Source organism: Ignavibacteriales bacterium (assembly GCA_016709765.1).
GTDB lineage: Bacteria > Bacteroidota > Ignavibacteria > Ignavibacteriales > Ignavibacteriaceae > IGN3.
The window spans coordinates 554,639-570,885 of the sequence record JADJMD010000012.1; the positions used below are offsets into that span (position 1 = coordinate 554,639).

The 16,247-nt window shown below is 32.6% G+C and carries 19 protein-coding genes; 2 read left to right on the forward strand and 17 right to left on the reverse strand.

Translation table 11 applies throughout. The features are described from left to right. The first annotated feature begins 66 nt into the window (after positions 1-66). Entirely contained in the window at positions 67-870 is an 804-nt protein-coding gene (gene mazG, locus IPJ23_08295; protein MBK7630688.1) for a nucleoside triphosphate pyrophosphohydrolase, read from the forward strand. On the opposite strand, the gene IPJ23_08300 is transcribed toward mazG, so the two are convergent. The 13 genes from IPJ23_08300 to IPJ23_08360 all read right to left on the reverse strand — a co-directional run bounded on the left by IPJ23_08300 (position 867) and on the right by IPJ23_08360 (position 12,123). Next, the gene (locus tag IPJ23_08300) at positions 867-1,841 is read right to left on the reverse strand and encodes a PhoH family protein (protein MBK7630689.1); all 975 of its coding nucleotides are present in this window, start codon (positions 1,839-1,841) and stop codon (positions 867-869) included. The two genes, mazG and IPJ23_08300, sit on opposite strands and share 4 nt — an antisense overlap. A gap of 76 nt (positions 1,842-1,917) precedes the next feature. Next, a complete protein-coding gene (locus IPJ23_08305) occupies positions 1,918-2,592 on the reverse strand; it encodes a LysM peptidoglycan-binding domain-containing protein (GenBank protein ID MBK7630690.1) in 675 nt (224 codons plus the stop codon). Positions 2,593-2,636: 44 nt separating this feature from the next. Further along, entirely contained in the window at positions 2,637-2,912 is a 276-nt protein-coding gene (locus IPJ23_08310) for a hypothetical protein (protein ID MBK7630691.1), read from the reverse strand. Positions 2,913-3,222: 310 nt separating this feature from the next. Beyond that, positions 3,223-3,903 carry a DNA repair protein RadC gene (radC, locus tag IPJ23_08315; GenBank protein ID MBK7630692.1) on the reverse strand — a complete coding sequence of 227 codons (681 nt, stop codon included), beginning with the start codon at positions 3,901-3,903 and terminating at the stop codon, positions 3,223-3,225. Between the two features lie 12 nt (positions 3,904-3,915). Further along, complete coding sequence (locus IPJ23_08320; GenBank protein MBK7630693.1) at positions 3,916-5,637, reverse strand: ABC transporter substrate-binding protein; 1,722 nt, start codon at positions 5,635-5,637, stop codon at positions 3,916-3,918. Between the two features lie 9 nt (positions 5,638-5,646). Beyond that, positions 5,647-6,516 (reverse strand): hypothetical protein, encoded by an 870-nt coding sequence (locus IPJ23_08325; GenBank protein ID MBK7630694.1) that lies wholly within the window; start codon positions 6,514-6,516, stop codon positions 5,647-5,649. Beyond that, entirely contained in the window at positions 6,517-8,058 is a 1,542-nt protein-coding gene (guaA, locus tag IPJ23_08330; protein MBK7630695.1) for a glutamine-hydrolyzing GMP synthase, read from the reverse strand. An 83-nt stretch (positions 8,059-8,141) separates the two neighbouring features. Then, the gene (gcvH, locus tag IPJ23_08335; protein ID MBK7630696.1) at positions 8,142-8,522 is read right to left on the reverse strand and encodes a glycine cleavage system protein GcvH; all 381 of its coding nucleotides are present in this window, start codon (positions 8,520-8,522) and stop codon (positions 8,142-8,144) included. Between the two features lie 32 nt (positions 8,523-8,554). Next, positions 8,555-9,895: an acetyl-CoA carboxylase biotin carboxylase subunit gene (gene accC, locus IPJ23_08340; GenBank protein ID MBK7630697.1), complete on the reverse strand. Its 1,341-nt coding sequence runs from the start codon at positions 9,893-9,895 to the stop codon at positions 8,555-8,557. 20 nt (positions 9,896-9,915) lie between these two features. Next, the gene (gene accB, locus IPJ23_08345) at positions 9,916-10,374 is read right to left on the reverse strand and encodes an acetyl-CoA carboxylase biotin carboxyl carrier protein (GenBank protein ID MBK7630698.1); all 459 of its coding nucleotides are present in this window, start codon (positions 10,372-10,374) and stop codon (positions 9,916-9,918) included. Positions 10,375-10,389: 15 nt separating this feature from the next. After that, entirely contained in the window at positions 10,390-10,953 is a 564-nt protein-coding gene (gene efp / locus IPJ23_08350) for an elongation factor P (protein ID MBK7630699.1), read from the reverse strand. Between the two features lie 141 nt (positions 10,954-11,094). Then, a complete protein-coding gene (locus tag IPJ23_08355; GenBank protein MBK7630700.1) occupies positions 11,095-11,781 on the reverse strand; it encodes a hypothetical protein in 687 nt (228 codons plus the stop codon). Between the two features lie 126 nt (positions 11,782-11,907). Beyond that, complete coding sequence (locus tag IPJ23_08360; protein ID MBK7630701.1) at positions 11,908-12,123, reverse strand: hypothetical protein; 216 nt, start codon at positions 12,121-12,123, stop codon at positions 11,908-11,910. Positions 12,124-12,368: 245 nt separating this feature from the next. Here IPJ23_08360 and IPJ23_08365 point away from each other — a divergent pair, with 245 nt between their 5' ends. Further along, complete coding sequence (locus IPJ23_08365; GenBank protein MBK7630702.1) at positions 12,369-12,947, forward strand: pentapeptide repeat-containing protein; 579 nt, start codon at positions 12,369-12,371, stop codon at positions 12,945-12,947. A gap of 67 nt (positions 12,948-13,014) precedes the next feature. Here IPJ23_08365 and IPJ23_08370 read toward each other — a convergent pair whose 3' ends face one another. From IPJ23_08370 to IPJ23_08385, 4 genes are all read right to left on the reverse strand, one after another. Beyond that, positions 13,015-13,629, reverse strand: coding sequence for a class I SAM-dependent methyltransferase (locus IPJ23_08370; GenBank protein ID MBK7630703.1), 615 nt, complete (start codon positions 13,627-13,629; stop codon positions 13,015-13,017). A gap of 12 nt (positions 13,630-13,641) precedes the next feature. Continuing rightward, positions 13,642-14,598, reverse strand: coding sequence for an FAD-dependent oxidoreductase (locus IPJ23_08375; GenBank protein ID MBK7630704.1), 957 nt, complete (start codon positions 14,596-14,598; stop codon positions 13,642-13,644). A 69-nt stretch (positions 14,599-14,667) separates the two neighbouring features. Continuing rightward, on the reverse strand, positions 14,668-15,012 hold the full coding sequence (locus tag IPJ23_08380) for a thioredoxin family protein (protein MBK7630705.1): 345 nt from the start codon (positions 15,010-15,012) through the stop codon (positions 14,668-14,670). Between the two features lie 146 nt (positions 15,013-15,158). Further along, positions 15,159-16,205: a CehA/McbA family metallohydrolase gene (locus IPJ23_08385; GenBank protein ID MBK7630706.1), complete on the reverse strand. Its 1,047-nt coding sequence runs from the start codon at positions 16,203-16,205 to the stop codon at positions 15,159-15,161. Positions 16,206-16,247 lie beyond the last annotated feature (42 nt).

Below are 16,247 nucleotides of genomic sequence, written 5' to 3' on the forward strand. Positions count from 1 at the left end.
ACTCCAAATGTGTATGTATTTTTTCTTTAAATTTGTGCCGAATAAATATTTTATAAAGGAACTTTAATGACTGGCAGTAAATTTACGGAATTTGTATCGATAGTTAAACGATTAAGACAAGAATGCCCTTGGGATAGAGAACAAACTAATGATTCAATTAAAGCAAATACAATTGAAGAAGCTTACGAAGTTGTTGAAGCAATTGATAATAATAACTTTGATGAATTAAAAAAAGAATTGGGTGACCTTTTACTTCATGTAATATTCCATACTCAAATTGCTGAAGAGGAAAAGCACTTTACAATAGATGATGTTATTGATTCAATCCAGGAAAAATTAATAAGAAGGCATCCACATGTATTTGGTGAAGTTAAAGTAATGGATTCCAAAGAAGTAAAGAAAAACTGGGAAGAAATAAAATTAAGCGAAGGTAGAGAATCAGTACTTGATGGAGTCCCATTCAATTTGCCGGCTTTGCAACGCGCCCATCGATTGCAAGAAAAAGCAGCTAAGGTTGGTTTTGATTGGGAAAAGAAAGAAGATGTTTGGAAAAAAGTTATTGAAGAAATTGAAGAAATGCATGAAATTGAAAAGATTAAATTACAGACTCCAACAGATAAAGTTGCCGATGATTTAGATATCAAATTAGAAAAAGAAGTCGGCGATGTTTTTTTTGCAATGGTTAATTATGCACGATTCTTGGGTATCAATCCTGAAGATGCACTACGCCGAACCAATGAAAAATTTATAAAAAGATTTAATTACGTCCAGCAAAAAGTAAAAGAAACCGGCAAAGCGATTAATGAATCAAATCTTGAAGAGATGGATAAATATTGGAATGAAAGTAAAAAATTAAATGGCTTTGATTAATTTTTTCCATTATTATTCTCATTGCCATTGAATTTATCATAGGCATCAATAATGTCTTTTACCAGCTTATGCCTTACCACATCTTCCCTATCAAAGTAAACGAAACCAACACCAGTAATTCCGTTTAAAATTTCCTTAGCTTGAATCAGTCCGCTTTTTGTTTTTGAAGGCAAATCAATTTGAGTTATATCACCAGTGATGATTGCCTTAGAATTTGCACCAAGACGTGTAAGAAACATTTTCATCTGAACGTCTGTAGCGTTTTGTGCTTCATCAAGTATAACGAACGCATTATTCAATGTTCTACCGCGCATATAGGCTAATGGTACAATTTCAACAATGCTTTTTTCTATATAACCTTTTAGTTTTTCAGAAGGCATCATATCATCAAGAGCATCATACAAAGGACGCAAGTATGGATCGATCTTTTCTTGAAAATCGCCCGGTAAAAATCCAAGACTTTCCCCCGCTTCTACAGCAGGTCGGGCAAGCACAATTCGTTTTACGATTCCTCTTTTAAGGGCTGAAACGGCAAGTGCTACGGCAAGATACGTTTTCCCGGTTCCAGCAGGTCCAATAGCAAAACAAATATCATTAGCATTAGCAACTTGAAAATATTTTTTTTGTCCAGAAGTTTTAGCTTTTACAACATCGTTTTTGGTATACAGAACTATCGAATCAAATTCTTCTTCATTAATAATTTCTTTGCCTTCAACAGTTAGATTTAGAATCGTCTCAACATCATTTCTGTTTAATCTACCACTTGTATTAAGCACATAAGACATTTCCTTAATAACTCTTTCAACAAGCTCAACTTCTTCAAGAAATCCTTTAATGTTTACGACATCGCCGCGCACACTAATGGTGGAGCTAAATCTATCTTCAAGTATTTGAAGATTTGTATCATTAACGCCTAATAATGCAAGCATATCAATTCCATTTAGCGTTATTTTTTTTTCTGCTGTTGTCATACACTCGGTTAAATATAAAAAGCCCTCATCAATAAAGATAAGGGCTTAAAAAAGATTTAAGAAAACCAAAAATCAATTATTGAACCGGAGCTGGTTTATAATTTACTCTTAGTTTTTCATATTTTGATTTTTCTTCTTCTGTAAGATTAGGAATCTTGAAAGTTTGATTTGGGAAAATCAAATCTGGATTCTTAATCTGATCTCTGTTAGCCTTATAAATTACTGGCCAAGCAAAGCCATTACCATAATGTTCTTTTTTCTTAGCGATATTCCAAAGACAATCACCTTTTTTAACAGAATAATTTATATCTGTTGGAGCCTCAACCCAATTGTCAAGATCTCTTTGCATTTGGTTATGAACTTTGTTGTAAAATTCTGGCAATGCAGAAATCTTATTCATTTTAAGAGTGTTAAGATCAGTTTGTCTGTCAGCTTTTGGTCCTTCTTTTCTTTTGATCTTACCGTCTAATTCATTAACAGCTTTTCTATAGTTGTTAACATCATTACGTGTAGCACCAACGATTTGATATAACTCGTCGATACATTCTTCAGGATCCTGAAGATTCATCGCTTTTAGATTATCAATATCACTTTTAAGAGCATTGATTTCAGTTTCTAAAGCTGCTTTCTTATTCTTGTAAGTAGCCATTTCAGATTCCCATTGCTCTGTAGTCATCTCCTGCGCAAAATTTACAGCAGTAAATAAGAAAAGCAGGGAAACTATGCCTAATAATTTTAGTTTAAGATTCATTATTTATTTCCTCTGAATATTTTTAATAATCATTAATTAATTTACTACTTAGGTAGTTTTTCTAGGTTAGCTTTTGCTTCTTCTTTCTGCTTTTCGCATTCAGCCAATTTTCTGTTTGTCTCTTCCATCTGAGCTTCTAGTTTAGCTCTTTCGTCTCTTAATGAGTTTGCTTCAGATTCCAGAGAAGATACTTCACTCTTAAGATCGCTCAATTCTTTAATTTGAGCATCACTCAATCCGCCGCATCCGCTAAAGAAGGCAGTAGTAAGTGCTATACCACCGAAGAGAACGGCAGTTCTCAATGATTTAGTTATGTTCATTCGATACCTCCGAATATATATTGGTTAGTGATTAAATATTTGAAAAATAGTTTATTTTCGATAAAAATACGTTTCGAACAAGTACAATTTATACAAAAAAAAGCATAAAGGAAACTTGTATTTAACATTTATGTTATTTTTTTATGTCAGGAAAGTCGCTTAAAACAATTCAGAATGACATTCTGCATCCTTTTTATGTACTAACTTCTAAACTAAGTTATCAAGACAAAGAATGTAATTCAATCAGGCAAAGGGATGAAAAACGGGCTACATCTTTAGGGTGAATAAAACTCACTCCTTTCAAATAAATTTAAATAAGCCGTCTCTCCACAAAACTTGTATAAGAACTTCCTGCAATTATTATATGATCAAAAATAGGGATGTCCATTATCTTACCGGCTTCAACAATTTTTTTGGTTATTGAGATATCTTCGTTACTTGGGTCTGGATTCTCACTAGGATGATTATGAATAAGAATTATACTTGCCGAATTATTTTCAATTGCTGTCCTAAAAATTTCCCGCTGATGAACTACACTTGAGTTAAGATTTCCTTGAGAAATTCTTTCATACTTAATAATTTTATTTGCAGAGCTAAGACACACAACAATAAACTGCTCTTTCAATTCATCTCTAAGCAATGGAATAAATATTTCTGCAATATCAGCAGGAGAAGTTATTTTTTTCTGAGAAAACCATTTTGTCTGTGATAATATTCTTCTGCTAATTTCAAAAGCCGCTAACAAGGTTGCAGCCTTATCTCCTCCAATTCCGGAAGTTTTTTTAAGGTCTGCAGATGATTTAGATGCTAGTTGAGCAAGATTGTTTTCTTTTGCAATTATTTCTTGCGCCATTGAAATAACTGATTTCCCTTTGGTTCCCGTTCGCAATAAAATTGCTATCAATTCAGCATCTGTCAAACTTTGTGGTCCTCGTAATAACAATTTTTCACGAGGTCGGTCATCAATCGGAAGATCTTTTACTTTAGACATTTCTCCCCCTTTCTACTGCTTACCAGCCCGAAATTTATCAACTAACTCAAATACGCCATCATTAAACCGAACAACATTTATAAATTTATTTGTTCGATCATAATCAAATGAAATATTATTATGGAACCCTGTTACATTTATACCTGATTCAATTTTATACTTAATATTTTTTCTTGTAGGGTCAATATTTCTCATAACAGTTAATAAATATTTTGCAGTGTCATAACCATAAAGAATATTTCGGTTTATTTCCATTCCGGTTGTTCTCTTAAATGAACTTGAAAATTGTTTAAATGAGGCATCATTAAAATCAATAAAGTAATCTGAATCAAAAGTTAATTTATTACTTAGTTCAGATGATGATTCAAAACCCTTTCCAAGAAACCAATCTTGATTTCCATAAATTTCTATATTTAATCCACTTTGCACCATTTGGGATAGAATAGCATTAGCATCACTTCCATCAGATATTGGAGCATAGAGTCCTTCAATCGATTTTGCAATTGACGATATTCTAGTCATCTGCTCGGACAAGGAAAAACTCTTACTTTTATATGTTTCTTTAGCAACAATTTTACCACCCAATCGTTCAAATTCCTGAGCAAAACTAGCAGCAAGCAGTGGTGAATATCCATCAATAGAATTAAGAATAGCTAACCTTCTTTTATTTTCAACAAAATACAAATATTGCGCAAATATTTTTCCACGTGCGGTTAATGATGGATTAGCTTGATAAAAATTTTCACTCAGCGAAACTAGATCATCATCAGTAGCTGTTGGAGAAACTAAGCAGATATTTGTTCCGTCAATTGCATTTAGAGCATTTCTAACATCATCACTAAATATTGGACCAAGGATGGATCGAACATCATTATTTGCAACAAAATTATTTGCGATATCAGATACTTTAGTTTTATCTCTTTGGATGTCAGTAACTATAATTCCAACTTTTTCACTATGATCCGAGTTATACTCATGGAAAGCATATTTTATGCCTTCTAAAATTTCTTTAGCTGATTCTATTTCTCTTCCATTGATATCAGTTAATGAAAGCAAAATACCTACAACAGGATATTCAATTTTCGTCTGTGTTATATTATCTGATTTCTTTAGATTAAGTGCCTCAACATACTCATCAGAATCTGTGTGATTTGATATTATCTCACTTAAAATATTGATTGCCTCAGAATTATCACCTTCAGCTAACAAAATCTTACCAGTTATAAGTAATAGAAAAGATTTTAACGAAGAATGTTTATCTATCTGTTTTTCAACTTTCTTACTACTTAGATTAGTTAAAGCTATCTTTTCTGCAAAAAGCTTTGTCTCATTTTTAAAGACTATTGAATTTGATGCTTCTATAAATTTTAAAGCGGCTTCGAATGCACTTATATAATCAGATTTATCAACATAGGTTTTTATCAGAAGATTTTTAACCTCATCAGCATACTTGCTTTGCGGATATTCTGTTAAAAAAGTATTTATAGATTTTACAGCTTCCGAGTATTTTTTTTGTTCAACTAAAATTTTCGAAACAAAAAAAGATGATGCAGTATTTTTTGTGTTATTTACTGTTCGGGTTTCAATCTTCTTAAAAAGACTTATTGCATCATCATATTTTTTAGAATTATAAAAACCAAGAGCCTTTTGAAAATCTTTATTATTATCAACAGAAATATTTTGTGGCAATAAAACCGAACCGGTTAAGAGGAGAATGAAGAGTAATTTTTTCATAATAGTTTTTTATTTATTAAGATCAACTTTTCCTACAATTGCTGGTTGATACGCAGGATCAATCTGTAATGCAAGTTCAAAGAATAGATGTGCTTCATCAATTTTTCTTTGCTTAACAAAAGATTTTGCCAATAATGTATAAATTTCTGCAGAAACATCAGAACTTAATTCTATAAACTCAGAAAAAAACCTTTCTGCCTTTTTAAAATCTTCTAAATAATAATAAATCTTTCCAGCAAATTCCTGTACAGATGCATCTTTCGGATTTAGTTTAAGTGCTTTTTGAATAGGATTAACGGCGTGTGTAAACATATCAAGACTATAATACACCTTTGCAAGTATCAAATTTAATTCCCAAAAATCTGCATAAAGATACTGTGCGTTTGTGGCATAATTTAATGCGGAATTATAATTCCGTAACTCATATTCTATTTTTGCAAGATATAAATTTGCTTCCTGCTTTAAATCGTTTTTTTCATCTGAAGAAATAAATCTTGCAAAATATTCTTTTGCAAGTTCAAATTCGTTAAGCATCATATAAGAATAAGCTATTAAGAATAAAGCTGCCGGAGTTGATTCTGAAATATTATTAAGCACTTCTATAGATTCGATCCATTTTGAATTTCTGAGGAGATATTGACCGAAGTACAAGGCAACTTCATTTGTGGATTCTTTAACATTCATTAACTCAGCTAGGATATTTTTGCCGGCCTCCACAAATCCCATATCTTCATAAAGTTCTGCAAGTTGAAAATAAAATTCTTCTCGCTCAGTTTCTTCAATCAGTTTTTTATAAATCTGAGAAGCATGAAGATTCTTTCCTTCAGAAATAAAAGCAGAGGCAAGTTTAACTTTAAATTTTATTCTATCTTCGTCCACTTATTCCCATTCGATTGTTGCGGGTGGTTTAGAACTAATATCGTAAACAACTCTGTTAACACCACGAACTTTATTAATAATTTCATTTGAAACATCAGACAAAAAATTATGTTCAAAATTATACCAATCTGCTGTCATTCCATCAACAGAAGTAACCGCACGCAATGCTAGAACAAATTCATAAGTTCTACTGTCACCCATTACTCCAACAGATTGCACAGGTAAAAGCACGGCAAACGCCTGCCAGATCTCATTGTATATTCCAGCATTTTTAATTGCACTAATGTATATATCATCTGCTTCTTTTAAAATATCAAGTTTTTCCTGATCAACAGAACCTAGAATTCTAACTGCTAAACCAGGACCTGGAAATGGATGTCTTTCAATAAATTCTTCAGGAATATTTAATTCCCTGCCAACATTTCTTACTTCATCTTTAAATAATGCACGAAAAGGTTCAATTAATTTAAGATTCATCTTTTCCGGTAATCCGCCAACATTATGATGAGTTTTAATTGTAACTGAAGCACCTTTTACAGAAACTGATTCAATAACATCTGGATATAATGTTCCTTGAACCAGAAACGCAGCACCGTTTATTTTTTTAGCTTCTTCTTCAAACACTTCAATAAAAGTGTTGCCAATAATTCTTCTTTTTTGTTCTGGATCTGAAATACCATTTAATTTACTTATAAATTTTTCTGAAGCATCTATATGGATGTGGTTTAAATTCAGTTTTTCATTAAAGACTTTTCCAATTTCATAGCTCTCATTCTTTCGCATCAAACCTGTATCAATGTGAATGCAAATTAAATTATCACCAATAGCTTGTTTAACAAGTACAGCAGCTACTGTTGAATCAACGCCGCCACTTAATGCACAAATAACTTTAGAGTTACCAACTTTTTCTTTTATTTCAGCTATACTATTTTCAATAAAATTATGAGAATTCCAGCTTCCAGTACATTTACAAACATCAAACAAAAAATTATGGATTATTTTTTTTCCTTCAACAGTGTGAACAACTTCAGGATGAAACTGAACTCCATAAATTTTTTCTGCTTCGTTAGCTACTGCAGCAATTGGTGAGTGATCTGATTTTGCAATTATTTTAAAACCTGTTGGAAGTTCTGTTAAATAATCACCATGGCTCATCCAGACTTTTGATTCATTACTTACTTCTTTAAGCAAAGGTGATGATTCAACTACATTTAAGATGGCTCGACCGTATTCTCTATCTTTCGCAGGTTCAACTTTTCCGCCAAGTTTTTTGCTTATTAGTTGAAGTCCATAACAAATGCCGAGTACTGGAATATTAAGATTAAGAATCCTCTTATCAATATCCGGCGCATCTGTATCGTAAACGCTCATTGGACCACCAGATAAGATTATTCCGATTGGATTAAATTCCTTAATTTCATCAATTGTAAAATTGTGGGAGTGAATTTCTGAGTAAACATTTGCTTCTCTTACTCTACGGGTAATAAGCTGAGTAAACTGAGAACCAAAATCTATTATTAAGATTTTTTCTGTATGCTTCATAAACTAAACTAAACTAACGTTTAAAATAAAAAAACAAAATTCGGACTGCCCGAATTTTGTTTTAAAGTTTTCAAAGAAATTTATTATTGACCTATTAAAGCCTGATAATCAGAGGCATCAAGTAAATCATCAAGTTCCGCTGCATCGCTAATTTCAACTTTAATCATCCATCCTTTTCCGTAAGGATCTGAGTTTACAACTTCCGGGCTATCTTTTAATGCTTCGTTTATCTCAACAACTTTACCAGTATAAGGAGCAAAAATATCACTTACAGTTTTTACTGCTTCAATTGTGCCGATTGAATCACCTTTTTTAACGTCGCTTAGAGCCGGATCAATATCCACAAAAACAACATCACCTAATTCTCCCTGCGCATATTCGGTAACGCCGATTGTGCCTATATTGCCTTCTACAAGAACCCATTCGTGCTCTTTTGTGTATTTTAAATTATCTGGAGTACTCATTTTATCCTCTTAAAATTTATCCGTTTTTAGAATTAATTATCTGCATTAAACTTATCAAGAAAACCAGTATCAAAATTACCGCTAATAAAACGGGGATCTTCAAGAACTTTTAGATGGAATGGAATTGTTGTTTTAATTCCTTCAATCACAAATTCGCCAAGCGCACGTTTTCCTCTAGCAATTGCGCGTTCACGTGTTCTACCCCAAACAATCAATTTGGCTACTAAAGAATCATAATGTTGAGGTATAGAGTAGGATTGATAAATGTGCGAATCAACTCTAACTCCAAATCCACCAGGAAAATTAAGTGATGTGATTTTTCCGGGAGACGGTCTAAAATTATGTTCAGGATCTTCAGCGTTAATTCGAAATTCAATGCTGTGTCCAAAAGGTTTTTGTGGCGGTATATCAGCTTTTTGTCCTGTTGCTACCAATATCTGTTGCCTGATCAGATCAGTATGATAAACAGTTTCAGTAACAGGATGTTCAACCTGAATTCTAGTATTCATTTCCATAAAATAAAAATTCTTGTGCTTATCCAACAAGAATTCAATTGTACCCGCACCAAGATAATTAACTGATTTTGCAGCGAGCACTGCAACATCACCCATTTTGGCTCTTAAAACTTCATCTAGTGCCGGTGATGGAGATTCTTCAATTAATTTCTGATGTCGTCTTTGAACTGAGCAATCACGTTCACCATAGTGATAAGCATTTCCAAAACTATCACCCATAACCTGAATCTCAACATGGCGCGGATTTTCTAAATACTTTTCAACATAGACATCAGAATTACTAAATGCAGCTTCAGCCTCTGTTTGAGCAGTTTGAAAAGCTTTTTCAAAATCTTTTTCTTCCCAAACAATACGCATGCCTTTTCCACCGCCGCCTGCAGATGCTTTGACAATTACCGGAAATCCAACTTCGTGTGCAATTTTTATTGCTGCATTTACATCAGTTACAATACCATCACTACCGGGAATTACAGGAACACCACTTTTTTTCATAGTGTCCTTTGCAAATGCTTTATCGCCCATTGCTCTTATCATCTCCGGTGAAGGACCGATAAAAGTGATACTGGATTCTTTGCATATCTCAGAAAAATCAGCATTCTCTGCAAGAAATCCATATCCGGGATGAATAGCATCTGCACCAGTAATTTGAGCTGCAGAAATAATAGACGGAATTTTTAGATAACTTTCTTTTCCTAAGGCGGGTCCGATACAAACTGCTTCATCAGCAAAAGTAACGTGCAATGATTCGCGATCAGCTTCAGAATAAACTGCAACTGTTTTTATACCAAGTTCTTTACAGGTTCTGATAATTCGTAAAGCAATTTCACCGCGATTTGCTATTAAAATTTTATTAAACACAATATCTCAATTTTTATTGATTAATTCTGCTGTATCAAGAACAATGGCTGATTATACTCAACCGGTTTTCCGCTTTCCACTAATATTTTAACAATTTTACCGCTAACGTCAGACTCTATTTCATTCATTAATTTCATCGCTTCAACAATACACAAAACAGTTCCCGGTGAAACATCATCACCCACTTGAACATATGAATCAGCATCTGGGGCAGGTGCTCTATAAAATGTTCCAACAATTGGGGATTTTATTTCATGCAATCCAGTATTTTCGTCAGCAGATTTTTTCTCATCAGTTTTTGCAACTGAAACAGAAGTCTGCGAAACTAAAGGAACTGCTGTCTGTGAATATGAAACAGCCTGCGAAACTCTAACCTTTTTTGCAAGCTTTATCCGCGTACCGTTTTCTTCAAATTCAAGATCGGTAACTTCGCTTGCTTCAAGAATTTTGATGAGTTTTTTTATGATATTTAAGTCCATGCTATTTCCCTTTATTTAGGATTTTACTCGTTCAACGTATTCCCCAGTGCGTGTATCAACCTTTAAAAGATCATCGACATTTATAAATAACGGAACGTTTACAGTTGCTCCTGATTCTAACTTGGCTGGTTTGAACGCATTTGTTGCTGTGTTGCCGCGAAAACCAGGCTCTGTTTCTGCAACTTTTTGATAGACAAAAATGGGAGGTTCAACTGTTATTATATCATCACCATTAAATAAAATTTCTATTTCTTCGCTTCCTTTAAGATATCCAACTGAATCACCAAAAAGTGGAACAGGAACATTGATTTGTTCGTAAGTATCGTTATCCATTAAAACGAGAAAATCTGCTTCGCGATAAAGATATTGGTATTTTTTTCTTTCAACTCGGATAATTTCAATTGATTCACCACTTCTAAAAGTATTGTCCAAAACCTTACCGGTTTTAAGATTCTTTAGTGTACTTCGAACAAAAGCTCCGCCTTTGCCCGGTTTAACGTGCTGGAATTCTGTAATTACAAAAGGATCATTTTTATATCGAATTATAAGACCGTTTCTGAAATCTGAAGTATCTGCCATAACACTCTAACTTAATTGTTAATAATTGACTTGAAAAAAATAGAGATAGAAGTCTGTAATGTCAAGAAAAGGTTTTTAACGATTTATGACAAAAAACCGTGAATTTCTTCACGGTTTTAACTTAAAATCTATCAAAATCCCCTAATTTAGCTGAGATAGATATTTATCAACTAGTGAGTAAACTGCTGCTGTTTTATAATCGTCTTTAATAGTTTGAAGAAGATTTTTAGCTGGCTCTTTTTCACCTGCTTCAAAATAATTTACCGCAGCCTGATAAATATAATCAGCATTCATCACATCGGTTTTTGAAACTTTAGAGGCTTTCATATAAAGATCAGCTGCTTTTTCAAATTCATTTTTTGAAGAATGATATCCAGCTTGCCCTGCTAAAGCTGCGGCTTGATAAATATTTATATTACCACTGTAATCATCATAGTATTTAAAAGCTTCATCAGGTTTACCAAGATTTGCATAGCTGTTGGCAAGATAAATTTTTGCTGTTTCACCATTTTCTGTGCTACCGTACTGAGCAACAATATCTTTTAAACCAAGTACCTTAACATCTTTTTTACCTTCGATAGCACCAAGATAATCTCCACCGTCATACATTTCCATAACTTTTGATAAATGCCCTGCAGCCTCTTCATTTAGTCCGCTTCTATAATTCATATAAAAAATCACAGCAAATACTACGACTGCAAGAGCACCTAAATAAGTAAAAATCTTACTTTTATTTTCTTCAAAAAAAGAAATCGATTTGTAGTAATATTCAACAAGTTTATCTTCTTTAATTTCTTTTCTTGAAAGCTTCTTCTGTTTGGTTAACATTCTTTATTCCTGTTCTGATTCGTAAAAAAAACTGGAGCAAATTTAACACTAAAGTGTCCAATCTTCCAAAGATTTCTAAAATCAATTAAATGATGTTTTATGGTTAAAGTTATATTTTTGCGGAAATTAAGCTCCATCTTTGATTTCTTCAACTTCCCCACCAATGTTTACTCGATATCCCTTTTCTCTAAGCCAGCTTAAGACTTTTAGATAGTCTTTTAAACGTGCTTCTGCAATTACCATATCCTGTGGGATCCGCCTTCCACGTTCCAACGATTGAGCTTTTAATTTGTTAAGATTTTGTATGAGTTTTGAAAGGTTTTGCTTGTAAGATCTTTTCATTAAAGATTCCTTTATTTAATATAGTTTCCCTCCCTAAGTGAATAAATAATTTTGGTTATATACAACCCTTAATCTAAAACCTGAAAAGTTTATATCCCAAATTTTATTCAAGGTTTAAAATATTTTTTTGTACTTAAAGTTTTCATTTTCATCTAAAAAAAATTCATTATATTTATTTATTAAAAAGATGAGGTAAGTATATTACAACCGAGAGGTTGAATTAGAAATTTTGTTAGGCTAAATAAATGCGACGGTTAGGATATTATACTGATAAAGAATATACAAACATCAATTTTAACAAAATCAAATTTATAGTTGGTGAATACGAGAATTGTAAATTTTTGAATTGTGTTTTTTCAAACGGTCGATTGAACGAATGTGTATTTCTCAATTGTGAGTTTAATAATTGTGATTTAACCAATAGTAATATTTCTGCATCTGTTTTTCGTGATGTTTATTTTGTTAATAGCAACTTGTCCGGATTACAATTTAACTCTTGCAGTCAATTATTATTTTCAGCCGAGTTTATAAATTGCCGGTTAACTTTGTCCTCATTCTTTGGAATGAAACTTCATAAAACTAAATTCTATAAATGTGAAATGGTGGAAGTTGATTTTGGGAATACAGATTTAACTAACTCGGAATTTTCTGAATGTGATTTAAACAAAGCGCTTTTTGATAGTTCTAATTTATCTAAATGTGATTTTAGTACTGCTTACAACTATTCAATTGATCCCGAAAAAAATAAAATAGCAAAAGCAAAGTTTTCTATCCTGGGAATTTCTGGTTTGCTGGGCAAGTATGATATAGTAATAAAGAAATAGGCCTAATCTAAAATTATAATCCGATGGATTTGGACAATAAAATTTACATTTAATTACTATGTTGTTTCTATTTTGCCAAAACTAATAATTGACTTGTTGATGGTTTATTTTTTATTTCAGAAACAATCTTTAATCCTGCTTGTTGTGATAATCCGTAAAGCCCGTTATTTGCAACAAAATGTTTAAAATTTGTATAGTGTTCTTTCCCTGCGGCATATTCAACAACTTCATTTAACAAACTCCAAAAGCCTTTGTTTCTGGGAACTAGATAGTCTCCAATAACTATTTCATCTGCAATCAGTGCCATTTCATTTAACAATTTAATTCTCTCAGAAGGATTAACTTCGTGAATAACATAAGTCATTACCGCATAATCATAGTGATGATTTTGTGAAATTAAATTTGCAAGGTTTGTATGTAGAAAGGATATTTTATTGCTCGGATTTTTTTGAAGTGTTCTAGTTGCCGTTAAAATATTTTTGCTTGATAAATCAATACCAACAACTTTATTAACTTTATCCGCAATTGAAAAAGAAAACCTGCCGGTTCCGCATCCGACATCTACTACTGTTGAATTTGGCTCGATGAGATTCTTAATTTCACCAAACATTCTATCCTGATTTGGAGCAATTATCTTATCATAAAACCATCCATCATACCAATGATTTTTATTTTGTGTCATTATTAATTTTGATCAATGAATAAGTTCCTGTTCTCTTAACTCTTTTTTCAAGTTGCTAATATAATCCGCGGCACTTAGAGCAGCAATCGTTCCATCCGCAACTGCTGTTGTAACTTGGCGATATTTTTTCTGAATTGAATCGCCTGCTGCGTAAACTCCAGTAACATTAGTTTTCAAATCCTTATCAACAACAATTTCTTTCCATTGATTCAATTCAATCAATCCTTCAAGCGATTCGGTGTTGGGTACATACCCGATAAAAATAAAAACACCGTCAATCTTAATTTCAGAAATTTCTTGAGTAGATTGATTTTGAATCTTAACTGATTCAAGTTTTTCATCACCAATAAACTCAACAATTTTGGATTCCATTATAAAATTTATCTTTTCATTTTTCTTAGCTTCATCAACATAATGTTCAAGTGCCTGAAAATGATCAAACTGATGAATTACTTTAACTTTAGATGCATACTTAGTTAGTGAAACTGCTTCTTCCAAAGCAGAGTTACCACCACCCACTACAATTATTTCTTTGTCCTGAAAAAAATCGCCATCGCAAGTTGCACAGTAAGAAATTCCTTTACCTTTAAATTTAGCTTCATTCAAGGCACCTATCATTCTGGATTTACCACCAGTGGAAATTATAATCGCATCAGAGCTGTAAATATCTTTATCATTAACAACAACTTTTTTGACATCACTATTTAATTCTAACGATGTAATTTTTAAGTTGGATTTAATAACGCAGCCAAATTTTTGCGCCTGCGATTTCATAATTCTTGCAAGTCCGTAACCACTTATATTTTCAACTCCGGGGTAATTTGCAATTTCGTGCGTAAGAACCATTTGCCCGCCTACTGCCCCTTCATTTAGAATTAGGGTTTTAACTTTTGCACGTGATAGATAAATTCCAGAAGTTAAACCGGCGGCACCAGCGCCAATAACAATAACATCAAAATGATTTTCCATAATTTTTTCTTTGATATATACTTAAAAAAATTCCCATCTTGGTCAGATGGGAATGCTTAATACGAAAATTTATTTACCAAAATGTTCATCAAGAACTGAGGTTATTTGCTCTCTTGATTGAATGCTGCTTGTTGCCTTTGCTACTTTTCCATTTTTGTAATAAACAACAAATGGTAATCCTTGAAAACTTCTGCACTCAGGTAAATTTCTAATAACTTTTGCGTCTGGTGAATCAAATTCCATATCAACAAACTTTACATTTTTATATTCATCTTCAAGTTCTTCCATAACTTCGTAAACGGGAATACACATTGGGCCCATTCTACCGCAGCATATCATTACGTTTTCGTTATTGTTAACTAGTTCTGAATGTTCTTTTTCTGAAGAAGCGTGGGTTAGATTTGTATTTAACATTTATATAATCCTTTTATTTTTTGTTGTCCGTATGATTCAACTTAAAATAAAAAGATTCAAAGATAAATTGGAATGTGATAAAGCTAAAATTCTAGCCACTTTTAAAACAGGATTTATAAAGACTTAAAGCTTAATTGCAAAATATCTTATACATTTACTCTAATATGATTTGAGTAAATCCATGCACGATTTTCAAAATAAACTTCTATTCTGTAAACGCCTTTTTTATTTACAATAAATTCAGCATCGATTCCACTATTTGTTTCTATAACTTGTCCGTTACGAATAAGTCTTATTTCTGCATTTATTCCGGGTAACAAAACTTTTAATGTTATATTTTTATGATCAGGAATCGTATTACCCATTTGATATTTGGTATGATTTGCCTCCGCATAAAATCTAAACCCTTTCGATTCCGCAACGTAATCGTTTGCAACAAAGCATCTTCCCTCTCTTAAGGCATTATAAACCTGCCACTTTGCTTTCTCAATATCTTTTGCGCTCTTCCCTATTTTGATAGGTTCATCTACTAGAATGTGAGTACGAATTGATTTAAATAAAACTTTATAGGGAAAAATTTCAACCTCCAAAAATCCGACGAGATTATATTTATGTGCGTGCGCATCTATGCCGCCAATACCAACAACTTTTCTTTTTTGATTTAATTCATCCCAAACTTTTAAGGTTTCATCAGGTGGCGCAATGATAGTTCTTAATGGATGCAAAAAAGATCTGTACTTATTTTCTTCTGTAAGATTTTCAACCCATTCAGACATGTGATTCCAGATTTCAATACCAGTAAAATCTTCTGTGTCCCATTCTGTCCAGGGATAAGCGGGATGCTCTTTATGTTGTCGCTTTTCGTGAGGGTGGGCTAAAAATCCTATACCTCCAAGTTCTTTTACTTTTGCAACATATTTTTTTGCTGGAGTTCGAGTTGTAAAAGCTTCTTTAATTCCAAAAGCTAAGTAATGATTTTTATTTTCTTTATCATTTATTTCGCAGCCAACAAGTAACAAAGCGTTCCCATACCACTTTTCAAAACCTTCTTGCAATGCACGCAAGGTGTTGTGATCGGTAAGTAAAATAAAATCCAATCCAACTTCATCAGCAAATTTAGCTATATCAGTAACCTCGCCGGTTCCATCTGAAAAAGTTGAATGCATGTGTGCTGCGCCAACGTATTCGTACATATTCCTTATCTCATGTTTGAGACAAAAATAGATATAATTAGT

What these genes read in the sequence shown, in the direction of transcription:
- mazG (MBK7630688.1), top strand. Translation starts at nt 67, where the DNA reads ATGACTGGCAGTAAATTTACGGAATTTGTATCGATAGTTAAACGATTA.
- IPJ23_08300 (MBK7630689.1), bottom strand. Translation starts at nt 1,841, where the DNA reads ATGACAACAGCAGAAAAAAAAATAACGCTAAATGGAATTGATATGCTT.
- IPJ23_08305 (MBK7630690.1), bottom strand. Translation starts at nt 2,592, where the DNA reads ATGAATCTTAAACTAAAATTATTAGGCATAGTTTCCCTGCTTTTCTTA.
- IPJ23_08310 (MBK7630691.1), bottom strand. Translation starts at nt 2,912, where the DNA reads ATGAACATAACTAAATCATTGAGAACTGCCGTTCTCTTCGGTGGTATA.
- radC (MBK7630692.1), bottom strand. Translation starts at nt 3,903, where the DNA reads ATGTCTAAAGTAAAAGATCTTCCGATTGATGACCGACCTCGTGAAAAA.
- IPJ23_08320 (MBK7630693.1), bottom strand. Translation starts at nt 5,637, where the DNA reads ATGAAAAAATTACTCTTCATTCTCCTCTTAACCGGTTCGGTTTTATTG.
- guaA (MBK7630695.1), bottom strand. Translation starts at nt 8,058, where the DNA reads ATGAAGCATACAGAAAAAATCTTAATAATAGATTTTGGTTCTCAGTTT.
- gcvH (MBK7630696.1), bottom strand. Translation starts at nt 8,522, where the DNA reads ATGAGTACTCCAGATAATTTAAAATACACAAAAGAGCACGAATGGGTT.
- accB (MBK7630698.1), bottom strand. Translation starts at nt 10,374, where the DNA reads ATGGACTTAAATATCATAAAAAAACTCATCAAAATTCTTGAAGCAAGC.
- efp (MBK7630699.1), bottom strand. Translation starts at nt 10,953, where the DNA reads ATGGCAGATACTTCAGATTTCAGAAACGGTCTTATAATTCGATATAAA.
- IPJ23_08355 (MBK7630700.1), bottom strand. Translation starts at nt 11,781, where the DNA reads ATGTTAACCAAACAGAAGAAGCTTTCAAGAAAAGAAATTAAAGAAGAT.
- IPJ23_08360 (MBK7630701.1), bottom strand. Translation starts at nt 12,123, where the DNA reads ATGAAAAGATCTTACAAGCAAAACCTTTCAAAACTCATACAAAATCTT.
- IPJ23_08365 (MBK7630702.1), top strand. Translation starts at nt 12,369, where the DNA reads ATGCGACGGTTAGGATATTATACTGATAAAGAATATACAAACATCAAT.
- IPJ23_08370 (MBK7630703.1), bottom strand. Translation starts at nt 13,629, where the DNA reads ATGACACAAAATAAAAATCATTGGTATGATGGATGGTTTTATGATAAG.
- IPJ23_08375 (MBK7630704.1), bottom strand. Translation starts at nt 14,598, where the DNA reads ATGGAAAATCATTTTGATGTTATTGTTATTGGCGCTGGTGCCGCCGGT.
- IPJ23_08380 (MBK7630705.1), bottom strand. Translation starts at nt 15,012, where the DNA reads ATGTTAAATACAAATCTAACCCACGCTTCTTCAGAAAAAGAACATTCA.
- IPJ23_08385 (MBK7630706.1), bottom strand. Translation starts at nt 16,205, where the DNA reads ATGTACGAATACGTTGGCGCAGCACACATGCATTCAACTTTTTCAGAT.